Annotated in this window: 11 protein-coding genes and 1 pseudogene; all 12 read right to left on the bottom strand. The window is 40.4% G+C overall.

Annotated features, from left to right (window positions below; translation table 11 throughout):
* Positions 1-39: 39 nt before the first annotated feature.
* A pseudogene (locus tag MTT09_RS10560) lies at positions 40-2,171 on the bottom strand (TonB-dependent siderophore receptor).
* The gene (locus MTT09_RS10555; protein WP_429803783.1) at positions 2,168-3,250 is read right to left on the bottom strand and encodes a PepSY-associated TM helix domain-containing protein; all 1,083 of its coding nucleotides are present in this window, start codon (positions 3,248-3,250) and stop codon (positions 2,168-2,170) included. Before MTT09_RS10555 ends, MTT09_RS10560 begins: the two are co-directional and overlap by 4 nt.
* Positions 3,251-4,302: 1,052 nt before the next feature.
* Positions 4,303-4,710, bottom strand: coding sequence for a tetratricopeptide repeat protein (locus MTT09_RS10550; RefSeq protein WP_429803782.1), 408 nt, complete (start codon positions 4,708-4,710; stop codon positions 4,303-4,305).
* 133 nt (positions 4,711-4,843) lie between these two features.
* Entirely contained in the window at positions 4,844-5,671 is an 828-nt protein-coding gene (locus tag MTT09_RS10545; RefSeq protein WP_087583651.1) for an ABC transporter permease, read from the bottom strand.
* Complete coding sequence (locus MTT09_RS10540) at positions 5,664-6,317, bottom strand: ABC transporter ATP-binding protein (protein ID WP_002941553.1); 654 nt, start codon at positions 6,315-6,317, stop codon at positions 5,664-5,666. Before MTT09_RS10540 ends, MTT09_RS10545 begins: the two co-directional genes overlap by 8 nt.
* A 9-nt stretch (positions 6,318-6,326) precedes the next feature.
* Positions 6,327-7,226, bottom strand: a complete 900-nt coding sequence (locus MTT09_RS10535; protein WP_429803781.1) for a NapH/MauN family ferredoxin-type protein — start codon at positions 7,224-7,226, stop codon at positions 6,327-6,329.
* Positions 7,227-7,228: 2 nt separating this feature from the next.
* Complete coding sequence (locus MTT09_RS10530) at positions 7,229-7,690, bottom strand: c-type cytochrome (RefSeq protein ID WP_103559174.1); 462 nt, start codon at positions 7,688-7,690, stop codon at positions 7,229-7,231.
* Positions 7,687-8,238 carry a c-type cytochrome gene (locus tag MTT09_RS10525; protein WP_103620463.1) on the bottom strand — a complete coding sequence of 184 codons (552 nt, stop codon included), beginning with the start codon at positions 8,236-8,238 and terminating at the stop codon, positions 7,687-7,689. The genes MTT09_RS10530 and MTT09_RS10525 overlap by 4 nt, the downstream gene beginning before the upstream one ends.
* Positions 8,235-8,912, bottom strand: coding sequence for a 4Fe-4S dicluster domain-containing protein (locus MTT09_RS10520; RefSeq protein ID WP_193798668.1), 678 nt, complete (start codon positions 8,910-8,912; stop codon positions 8,235-8,237). The genes MTT09_RS10525 and MTT09_RS10520 overlap by 4 nt, the downstream gene beginning before the upstream one ends.
* Positions 8,905-10,161 carry a nitrous oxide reductase family maturation protein NosD gene (locus MTT09_RS10515; protein WP_429803780.1) on the bottom strand — a complete coding sequence of 419 codons (1,257 nt, stop codon included), beginning with the start codon at positions 10,159-10,161 and terminating at the stop codon, positions 8,905-8,907. Before MTT09_RS10515 ends, MTT09_RS10520 begins: the two co-directional genes overlap by 8 nt.
* The gene (locus MTT09_RS10510; RefSeq protein WP_429803779.1) at positions 10,154-10,909 is read right to left on the bottom strand and encodes a cytochrome C; all 756 of its coding nucleotides are present in this window, start codon (positions 10,907-10,909) and stop codon (positions 10,154-10,156) included. The genes MTT09_RS10515 and MTT09_RS10510 overlap by 8 nt, the downstream gene beginning before the upstream one ends.
* Before the next feature lie 81 nt (positions 10,910-10,990).
* On the bottom strand, positions 10,991-11,974 hold a 984-nt coding region (locus MTT09_RS10505), incomplete at its 5' end, for a c-type cytochrome (protein WP_429803778.1).

The following is an 11,974-nucleotide window of genomic DNA, read 5'->3' as shown; positions in this document are numbered from 1 at the left end:
CCAACTAGAAATTTAGCTGGCGCGTTAGAGTAAATTTAGCTAAAACTTATAGTTAAAGCTGAGATTAAATGTGCGTGGATCGCCATAAACCATCATGTTTTTGCCGATGCCCTCGTAGTATTTTTTATTAAAGAGATTGTCGATATTTAGCTGCACGTCAAAGTTTTTAGCAAATTTATATCCAAACATCAAATTTGCCAAGGTGTAGCCCTTTTGTGTGATCTCATCTGCGCCATTGCCAGTGTAAATTTTACTCTTATACATAGCTCCAGCCCCTACTCTAAAGTCTCTAAATTCATACTTTGCAAATAAATTTGCCGTGCTTCTTGATGAGTCGGTGGCGTATTTCTCGCCATTAGCATCTTTTGCGTTAAAGTGCGTTGCGCCAAAGCTTAGGCTTAAATTTTTAGTGATCTCGCCGTTTAGATCTAGCTCGACGCCCCTGCTTGTCACGCCTTTGCCAGCTTCATATATATCGGCATTTGTCGCTGGATTTTTCTTGCCAGTGTTTATGCCAAGCTTGTCTTGCACGATCTTAAAGACGCCAAGACTTGCTTGAAGTGCCCCGTCAAGATACTCGCCTTTGATGCCCACTTCATAGTCTTTGCCTTGGATCGGATCAAGATATTTGTCGTTTGCGTCCTTTACGTTTTGAGGCTTAAATATGCTCGTGTAGCTAGCATATAGAGTGTGGTTTGCTCCAATGTCGTAGGTGATGCCAAGATATGGCGTGATCTCATTTGTGAAATTTCTATTGTCTTTGCCACCTTCGATCTCGTATTTGTAGTAGCTCACCCTAGCACCTAGCAAAAATTTAAGCTCATCGGTGATTGATAGTTTATTTGCCGCGTAAAATGCCTTTTGTATCGTTTTGTCTTTGTTATTTTGATCTTCGTAAGGAAATTTTGGATCATCAAGGTGCAGGTTTTTAAAATCGATCCTGCTTCTAGCTGTATAAGCAAGCCCAGCTGGTGTAGTCCTTTGCAACCAGTAGCTACTTACCTTATCGCTACTTTTTTTATAGTTGTTATACATCGCGCCAAAGACAAACTCATGAGATAAATTTGCTATCTCGTAAGGGATATTTGCGTATGCATCTACGTTGTGGATATTCTCCTCTCTTTTGTTTGCGTAGATACTAAGACCGTTTATATTGCCAGTGCCGTCTAAATTTACTTCTCCTTTGTTACCTTGTCCGCCGTAATAAAGTAAATTTGAATCAGTATTTGCGCGCCTAAATGAGTAGCTTAAATTTAAGCTCGCTTCATTTTCAAAGTAGTGCTTAAAATCAGCATAAAAATCAAGTGTTTTTATATCCCACCTCGTCCAAGGCTGAGAGAAAATTTCATTTTTACTAAAATTTGTCCTAGAGCCATCTGTGTAAAATGCCGGCATACCTCCCCACCTAACGCCACGGCGTCTTAGCTCTTGATAAAACGCACCAAGACTAAGCCCCATGAGCTATCGCCTATGTCACTATCGACTACGCCGTAAATCGCGCTATTTTTTCGGTTGTAATAATCCATATAAGAGTGCGACTTCTCATGTATAAATGAAAGCCTTGCTCTGACGCTTCCACTCTCATTTACAGGCGTTTGCACATCACCATTTACGCCGTATCTATCGTATGAGCCAGCACTTAGTCCAAAATTTCCTTTTAGCTCCTTTGAGTCTGCCCTTTTTCTTATGAAATTTAAGCTTGCAGATGGGCTGCCAGCGCCTGCAAGTAGGCCATTTGCCCCTTTTACCACCTCAACTCTTTCATAAGGCAGCAAGCTCATATCATATGCGCCAAGACTAAAGCCGCTAAAGCTAGGCATCGAATCAAGCAAGTAATAATCTATCTTAAAGCCACGAGCCGTCGGATATGCGCGCTCGTCCATTTTGTTTAGCGTGACGCCTGGGATATTTCTAAGAAGCACCAGATAGTCCTTGATGCCTTGATCTTTTAGCCTGGCCTCTGTTAGCACAGTTAGCGACTGGGGCGTTTGACGAGAGGTTAAATTTAGCCTAGTTGTGCTCTTTACAAGCTCTTTTGCAAAGTAGTTTGCATCGTCTCTTCGCTCACTCTCCACGACATCGACTGCTTCTAAAACCTTGTCATTTTCACTAGCGTAAATTTGAGGCAATGCCAAATTTAAAGCAACTAAGCTAAGTAAAATTTTTTTCATTTTTTTCTCCTTTTAAATTTTCTAAACCACAGATAAAGCCCTGAAATGCTCAAAACTAACGGCGAGATGCCTACTATAAACCAGATAAATTTCGTAGTTTGGTTATAGTTTCCAAAGTGCGATCTTCTAAAGGCTGAGAGGATTTTCTCGCTTAAATTTGCATTTTTTATGTCTAGGACGCTAACTAGCTTGCCACTATCTTTGTCATAGGTGATCACGCTTGAGTATTCGTTATGCACGAAACTTTGCCATATCACGTAGCCAAAGATGCGGATGTTTGCCCCTTGCATGAAAGGAAACGAGATGAAGTGTGGCTCGAAACCTTTGATCTCTTTTTTTGAACGAGCCACCAGCTCATCAAGGGATAAACTTTTGTTGTAAATTTTTGCGTCTATCACGAAGTCATCTTTAAACTCTGGCGCGCGTGCCATCTGAAATTCCCACCAAGCGCCACTTATGCAAATGAGAAGCAAAACTGGCGTGCAAAAAATTCCTATTATCTTGTGGATGTCGTTCATAAAAACATTTAGTCCATTTACACGCAGTCTAAGCAGAGTTAGCCAAAATTTGCGGTAGATCACAAAACCGCTAATGCAGATAAAAAATGTAAAAATAGCTGTTAGAAAAAGGATAACATTGCCACTTTTCTCAAGAAGAAGCTCCTCATGGATATGCGCTAAAACCCCGAAAAATCCCTCATCGTGTGCCAGTGGCTCGCTCTTTATCTTGCCACGAAAAGCGTCAAAATAGATAAAATTCCACTCTTTTTTGCTATCGTTATGCTCGATTAGCCAAATCTTGTCGCATTTTTTAGGGTTTGCATCGATGTTTATGCCAACCATCTCATAGCCGCCAAGCTCGCTTGCGATGATATTTCTTAGCTCATCAAAGCTGATCCTTTTGCTCAAATTTTCTTTGTTTAAATTTACATTTACGATATTTGGGTGAAAAAGGCTGTTTAGCTCGTCTTTATAAACTAGGATCGCACCGCTAAAACAAACTACAACAAGCGGGATAAAAAAAAGAAGCGACAAATATGCATGCACCTTGTAAAAAAGCTTTAAATTTAAAAATTTCACCCCTTTTGCCACCTTTATAAAAGTTAGTCTTGATAACAGCTCGCAATTTTATAAGATTTTTGCTTTTATAATTTTTAAAACCATTATCAAAATATAATTTTAAAAAGAAAGTTACGTTTGTAAAATTTGAGTTTATAAAGGTAAAAATTTGATTTAAAAAAGAGAGACAACTCCTCTTTGTGTAAGCGGAAAAGCCAGAAAAGGGGGAAGCAAAGTCTTAACCGCTACAAAAAGGAGGGTCCGTTTAGGACGATGAAATGTTATTATTTAAATATAAATTTTAATGAAATTTTTAGTTAATAAAAAAGAAATTCTGCGTAATACTAAAGTAAATCACGATATTTAGGTATTTTCTAAAGAAATTTCTCTTTTAAAAAAGTAAAATATATGCTTTTGCATGAAAGCAAAAATCACATTTGAAATTTCATTTTTATTACTATTAAAAACGTGGTTTATAATGTTTAAGTTAGCGACGTAAAAAAGGTATCTCTCTAAAGGCGCTAAAAACTCGGATAAATTTTAAAATTTCATGAGCGAGTAATTTCGGCTCTAAAATTTGAGCTAAGCGATAAGCGAGGCCAAATTTTAGTAGTCAATTCTTGCGAGTGAATGGAATTTTTAAAATTTGAAAAGATAGCTTGATTAAATTTGTAAATTTCTTTTTATCAAAAAGGGAGACAAGGGGACTTGAATTACGAAGCCGTCCCATTATCCCCCTTTTTAAATCCCCCAATCCCCTCGCACGTTCAAAGGGCATGCGATAGCACTGTCGTGCCGCATGCGTTTCGCTCAAAAACTCGTGTAAATTTTAGAATTTGCCATAGTTTTTAACTACATACTTTTTATATCAAAAAATCGAGCAAATTTTAAAATTTCATGAACGAGTAATTTCGGCTCTAAAATTTGAGCTAAGCGGTAAGCGAAGCCAAATTTTAGTAGTCAATTCTTGCGAGTGAATGAAAGTTTAAAATTTGCAAAGATAGCTTTGTCAAGTCTGATAAGCGCGAGACAAATTTTAAAATTTGCAAAATAGCTTTATAAATTTATAAATTTTAATTCTTAGGCACGAGTTCTAAGACGTTGCAGGCTCGTTTGCTGCCCATTTTGCAAGCTTTATCAAGGGCATTTGCAGATAGATCAAAGCTCTGCTCTACGCCGTTTCCTTGCAGATATTTTGTAGCTAGCTCATAGCAAGCCTCGCTGCTGCCATTTTCGCAAAGCGACTTAAATATCTCATAAGATCTAACCAGATCTTTCTCCACGCCAAGACCTCGGCCTAGCATATCAGCATATAAAAAGCAAGAGGTTTTGTCTTTGTTCTCACACTCGTTTGAAAGCTTTGTAGTAAAGCTCTCGCAAGCTTTTGTGTCACTTTTGTTGATGCAGTTTTGCATATTTTCATCCCAGTTTGCGCTTAGAGATAAAACGGCAAAGGCTAAAAATAAAATGGATTTTTTCATAAATTTCCTTGAGAGAGATAAACCCCCTTTGGGGGAAAGGGGGTCATTACAAAAAGGAGGTTTCTTGTTGGACAAGTGGAATAATACAAGCCTCGTCTAAATTTAAAGCCAACTCTTATTTAACAAAAAACAATCAAACAAGATCTCTCTTACTAAAGCCCAAATAGCCGCAAACTAGCAAGATCACGCCAAGCACTAAAGGGTAGATGATAGCGTAAGCTACGAAGGTCGCTTTTGAAAATGTGCCTAAGATAAAGTAAGACGCAGTGCCGATGACTGCTAAATTTGGATCAAAAAGGCTAAGCGCTGCTATCCTAAAAAGCTCGATCGGATTTAACATAGCGATAGTGTAGATGACGTACTCATCGACAGAGCTTCGCATAAGTAGCCCAATGAGCGCTAGGTCGATAAAAGCTAGCATGATAAGCCAGAGCAAAAACGCCACGCCTTGACCAGTTTCTTGATTTTTGATAAGGCTTGATATGAAAAAGCCAAGTGACAAAAAGACGATACTTAGGCTAAAAAGCAGGCCAAAGTAAAGCACCAGCACGCCCCAAGGTATCGACACACCCTTTATAAAGCCAACCACCACGCAAAGCAAAAGCGAGAACAAAAGCGGCACAAAAACGACAAATGTCCGCCCAAGCGCCTTGCCAAAGTAGTACTCTTTAAGGCTTAGAGGGAAGCTTAGCACGTATTCAAGTAGGTTTGTGTCCCTGTCTTGATTTATACTTCTAACGGTTGAAATGAGGATAAATATCGGCACGATGATGACGCAAATTTGTATAAACAAAAGTAGCGCCCTTGTTAGCCCAGAAAAGCCAAGCACGCGCGAGTCGGTCACTCCGCTAAATAAAAATCCTATCATCAAAGCAGAAAAAAGAAGCGCATAGATCGCAAACCACCTCGAGCGAAACGACTCTTTGACGTCTAGTTTTGCTATTAAAAAAAGGTTATTCACTCTTGCTCCTTAAATTTTCTTCTTTGATGATCTTGCCAAGGTCCATATAGACGCATCTATCAAGCAAATGAGCGATCTCGTCTATGCGGTGTGAGATGAAAACTAGCGTCTTTTTTTGCGTGAAGTTGTCAAGCAAATTTTTAAAAGACTCCCTTGCTTTTACGTCTAAATTTGCCGTTGGTTCGTCAAACATCAAAATTTCACTATCTTTGGCAAATGCGATGGCTATTAACATCTTTTGCTTCATGCCGCCAGAGAGTTTGTAAAAGGACTTATTTAAATTTGCATGTAGGTCAAGCTCTAAAAGCTTGCTAAATTTCTCAATATCTTCAAATTTAACATTTGAGCTTTTGCAGACAAACTCGCAAAGCTCACGCAGGCTAAATTTAAGTGGCGGCGGAGTTTGCGGCACAAATGAGATAAATTTTAGCGCCTCTTTTCTATCTTTTAGGGTATTTACGCCATTTATCGCGACACTTCCGCTATTTGGCACAAACTCGCCCAAGATGATACGCATGAGCGAGCTTTTGCCAGCTCCATTTTGCCCAAGTATCGCTATCTTTTCGCCAGCTTTTACATTTAGACTGACGCTATCAAGTATCTTTTGTGAGCCAAAAATTTTCGTTACTTCTTTTATATCTATCAAAAAATTTCCTTATATGAGTTTCTTAAAGCCGTTGTCAAATTTAAGCGCATCTTGGTGACACACGTCGATACACCTGCCACAAAGCGTGCAGTCAGCCCCAGCTATCCTAAAGAGCTTTTTACTATCATCAGTTTTTGCGCCCTTTTTTGTCATAAAAAGCACGTGTGGCACTAGGCAAACATCGGTGCAAACTAAGCAGTGGTCGCACTTTTCTTTATCCCAGCCGATCTTTATCGCATTTGGCTTTGCTAGTAGCGAATAGCTCGCTCCAACAGGACAAACATACCTACACCATGCCCTGCGTGAAAAGAAAATCTCAACCACAAGCATAGCTACAACTAGCCAGATAGCGTGAAAGTAGCCATAGATGATAAATCTTGAAAATATCCCAACGACGTTAAAAATTTCAAAGACTAGGCTTGAGCTAGCAAAGCTAAGAGCCAAAAACAAAATGGTAAAAGCGTAGCGCCACTTTGTGTCAAAAACTCGCGGTTTTACTATCTTTTTGGCGCGTAAATTTTCGTGAATTTTTTCAGCTATCTCGCTTATGAGTGAGTACGGGCAAACCCATGAGCAAAAGCCCCTGCCGCCAAAAATGATGTAAAAGGCTAGGATACTAAGCGAGCCGATTAGTAAATTTACATGAATTTCATGAGTTGCCAAAAAGACTTGCAAGCTCATAAATGCATCTGCCAGGTGAAAGCCAAGTATCCTTGAGGCGCTGATGTCGCCCTCTAAAATTTGCACATCGACCCTGTAAGAGAGCACAAATAAAAGATGAACCAGCACGATAGTAAAAATGCGCCAAAAACGTATGCTTGGGCGCCTTTTGCCATCTTTTGTAGTCGTTATTAGCGTGCTTAGAAAGCTTACGTTTCTAACTGTCGCACGAACGTTATATTTATCCATTTTTACTTTTTAAATTTAGAAATTTCATCAGCAAGGCTGTTTAGATCGCTGTCGCTAACGTTTGTAAGCAGTCCCTTCATAAGCGTGTTTTGCACCTTGCCAGCCTTATAATCAGCCAGTTTTTTAAGCAGATCCTCTTTGCTTAGATGAGTGATATCAGGCGCTACGACGCCCTTGCCATTTGCGCCGTGGCACGGAGCGCAAGAGGTTAGGTATTGCCTGCTAACGCCCTCATTTTGCGTCTTAGCCACGCTTAGGCTTAGCTCTTTTACCTTTTTTAGCTCATCTTCGCTGGCAAATTCCTCGCTAGACTTTGACTGCTCTTTTGAGATATTTTGCTCCACTTTTGGCTGAACGCTAGCTTCTACTTTCTCCTTTTTAGGCGGAGTTTGGCTTAGCATAAACACCATGATGCCACATATCAGCACCGCTAAAATGATCGTTATGATTTTTCCGATTTTCATTGTTTGCTCCTAAATTGCGCATTAAAATCGCTTATCTCTTTGGCTAAATTTCTAATCTCACTCTCATCCATCTTTTTAACAAGATCACGCATCAGCACATTTACCTTCTCTTTGTTTTTATAAGCGTTTATCATCTTATAAATTTCATCCTCGCTCTTTGTTAGAAGAGATGGTCCGATGATGCCATTTGCATAGTCGTCGTGGCAGGCTGAGCACTTAGTGATGAAATCTTTGCTAAGTCTGCCCTTTATAAGCCTTAAATTTATAGTTTGAAGCGGGCTTTTTACCATGGCAAGCGCTCCGATCTGGCGGCTTACGTTGTTATCTTCAAGTCCAAATTTAACGCTTTTTTCGCCGTGCATGTCGTATTTTATAAATTCATTTTGCTTATTTGCACTCTCGTTGTTTTCATTTTTTTCGACCTTTATGCTAGCACTCGTGGCTACTTTTGCGCCTTGCTCGCTAGCAGCCTCTTGCGCTTTGTCCTCACTCTTTTCACAGCCGACAAATAGCAACGCAGCAGCTATTAAAGGTATTATTGCTCTCATTTTTTCTCCTTGTAAATTTCATCATAGCTCATCTTTGGGGCGATATTTATGATCTTTGCTGGGCAGACCTCAGCGCAAACGCCACATCCCACGCAGCCATTTTTTATAAGTGGTAAATTTGTCTCACTCATTGCTATCGCGCTATCGCCAACTGGACAAAGCGTGACACAAAGATCGCAAATTTGACCGATCTTGCCTTTTATTTTATCTTTTAGCGCCTCTTCTCTGTCGTTATAGGCTTTACGATCAAGCAGATGTTTAACGCCAGCTTCGCTTAAATTTTCTCTTTTCACGCTCAAACAAGCTGCCGTGTCACTTAAAACTGCAACGCCCATTTTGACATCACCAACAACTTTTGTGGCGTGATCGAGCGCACCGCTAGGACAGGCTAGCACGCATGGGAAAAGGTCGCACAAGTAGCAGCCTCGCTCTTTGGCGTCGATGTGAGCTGAGCCACTTGAGTAGCCATCTTCTATATCAAGTAAATTTATACTGTGATAAGGGCAGACTTGCACGCACTGACCGCATTTGACGCAAAGATCATCAAAGTCATCAACAGCACCTGGCGGTCTAAGATAGAGCTTATCGCCACTACTTTTTGGCAAAAACTTGCCTATGGCGTATCCAGCCACTGCTGCGGCTGAGCCAATTATCATAAAATTTCTTCTATCCACGTTTCGCCTTTAAAGCGTTGAAATTTGAAACATCAAGCGGTTTTATCCTAGGCGAACTATCTTCAAGTAGCTTTATCGGCTCAGAAAATGGAGCTAGTTTGGCTAAGAAATTTAAGACGCTAAAGACGCTTGAGCCATAGAAAAACTGCAAATTTGGATAGTACTGCCAGAGCTGATCGATGTATGAGAGGTGCAAAAATGGCGTGTCGCCGTAGCCATCTTTATCTCTATCAAAGCTCTCATACTCATCATAATAGTTCTTGCTCCATCTATTTAATAGCATCTTTTCGCCCGGGGTATCGTTTACGACGATGTCCATGTTGCCTATGAAGTCGTTGTTTTCAAAGATGCTTGTGTCTTGCGTGGCGTGAAAATAGACGCCAACTACGTTGTGTAAAATTTTATTGCCTATAAAATTTATAGTTGATCCCGGCTGAAAGGGCGAGTTATCAAGCAAGATGCCACGCGCATTATAGATAAGTGTGTTATTTTCTATCGTAAAGTCAGATACGTCCTTTAGTCCGATGCCGATACCAAAGGCGCCGTCACTATCCATAACTAGGTTATTTTTTATATTTGAGCTAGCCGAATACATAAAAAACATACCAACAGCGTTGCCGATAAATTCGTTATTTTCGACTAAATTTTGATTAGCATACATAAAATGCAGCGAGTATCTGCTGCCAACTGCTTTGTTACTTAGAAATTTATTGTGACTTGCGTACCATGCGACCATGTCACGGCTGTCGCGGATATTGTTGTGCTCGATCAAATTTTCATGGCTATACCAAAGTCTCACCGCATCGCCTCTAAAGCCAAGGCTAGCGCCCTTTTTTGAGGTGATGTTGTTTTCAGTGATCTTTGAGCTGCTGCACTCTTTAAAATCAATCCCAAAAAGCACGTCGCTTATGTCGTTTTTAGAAATTTCTACGTTATTTGCCTTGTCACAGCCTATGCCAGCGTCAAGCTCGCCAAGGTCGTTGCCACTGCCACTTATCTTTAAATTTTTAAGTGTCACGTTTGAAGCGATGATCTTTATAACGCTGCCCTTGCCGTCACCTTTTATATGGGCGTTTTTGCCTTCTCCGATGATGCTAAGAGGCTTATTTATCGTTATGCCCCCTTCATAAACAGCGTCGCCTAGCTTTATCACATCGCCAGGGCTAGCGTTATTTATCGCATCTTGAAGGACATTTGCAAAGCCAAAAAGTGGCAAAAAAACAAGAGCAAATTTAGAAATTTTACGCATTTAGCTCTTTTTTCTTTGAAAATACCGCAAGTATGCAAAGCACGCTCATCACCATCATCACCCAAAAGCCGATAGTTGGGTATGAGTGCGTAGTAAAGTGCGCCACGCTACCATCGCCTAATACTGTTGGCATAAATGGCTTGATCTTAAAGGCGCCCCACTCTTGCATGTTGTGTCCATACCAGTATAGCCAGCCCACAAATGCGCTCATAAACAGCACAGGTGCGATAATGGTTGGCACCATGAGAAGCGAGTTAAATTTACCGTCATAGTATAAAAATGCAAGCATGCAAAGTGTGGCGATAAGTAGATAGTAAGGTGCGATCGCTCGCTCGACATTGCCGCCATGCTCCATAGGATACATGCCGATGTAGTGGTTTATCGTATTCATCTCGTGCACGTCGCCACTATATCCATCTACGTGAAAATATACAGGTATGCCATCTGGAAAGGCTGCCTTTGGATAGTTTGGCGCTTCAAGTGCGACGTACCAGATAGGGAGTGATGGCGTGCCGATCTCTGCTTTTTGCTCGATCATCTTATGAAGATCACTTGCTACCTCTTTTGGTAAAAGGTGGTTTTTATACTGAAATGAGCTATAAAGATCGTAGATGGTGTAAGCATAAGATGGTAGCTCGTCGCCATTAGCTATACGATCTTTTGCTCCGTGCCAGCCAAGAACTGGCAGAGTAAAACAAACGCTCATGATGATAAGTGCAACAATGGTATAAATTTTATATTTACTCATAATCTCTCCTTTAAATTTTAAAATTTAGCCTAGCAAAAGTTAAATTTTAAAATTTAAAAGGGGCAAAAATGCCCCTTAAAACTACATACCTGCGTTTTCGTCTATCCATTTTAGATACTGGATGATATTTTTGATCTCCTCGTCAGTCATGTGCTGATTTGGCATTCTAAGTTTAAAGAAATCAATCATCGCTTTAACGTAGTCATCGTTATAGAATTTAGCAGGGTCTTTTATAAAGTCTGCTACCCATTTTTCGCCATTTTCATGTCTTAGTAAGACGCCAGTTAGGTCTGGACCTGAGCTTACTTGACCGATGACGTGGCAACCATTACATCCGCCTTTTAGATAAGCCTCTTCGCCTTTTGCAGCAGCTGGGCTCATCGGAGTTGCGATCTCTTTAGCTAGGTTGTTTTTAGCTCTTAGACCAACGTCGGCAGTTTTTACCATGTATTGCCATACTTGGTACTCCCAAAGGATAGCGCCATTTATGTCGCCTTTTTTGTAAGCTTCGTCAGCTTTAGCTTTTACCTCTTTGATGTGGCCGTATTGATCAAGTGCGTCATCAACCAAAGCTTTTACTTTTGGATATTTCTCATAATGTTTCTCTTTTAGGTATTTAACAACCTCTTGGATAACATCATCAGTTGCTTTGTTAGTTGCGATTACTTTGTCGTACTCAGCTTTTAGAGCCTCTGGACTTAGAGTTTTTAGCTTGCTATTTTTTGCAGATTCGTATTTTTTATTTGGATCTTTAACAAGCAAATAACCCATCATCTCTAGGTGAAGTGCTGAACAAAACTCGGTGCAGTAGTATGGGAAGACGCCTTCCATATCAGCTACGAAATTTACTGAAGCAGTTTTGCCAGGCTCTAGTGAAGCGTGGATGTTGTAAAGGTCGATGCCAAAGCCGTGAGTCTCATCTTGCGCGCGCTCTAGATTTGTTAGGTGAATTGTTACATTATCGCCTTTATTTACCTCGATGTGCTCTGGGTTGATGTGACTTCTGATCATTGTTGCATAGACAGTTACGTTTTTGCCGTTTCTCTCAACTCTTTCTTGACCAGC

This window comes from Campylobacter concisus (assembly GCF_050447505.1).
In the GTDB taxonomy this organism is placed as follows: domain Bacteria; phylum Campylobacterota; class Campylobacteria; order Campylobacterales; family Campylobacteraceae; genus Campylobacter_A; species Campylobacter_A concisus_BP.
The sequence above is the reverse complement of the archived record's forward strand: the minus strand, read 5'-3'. Positions and strand labels throughout refer to the sequence as shown.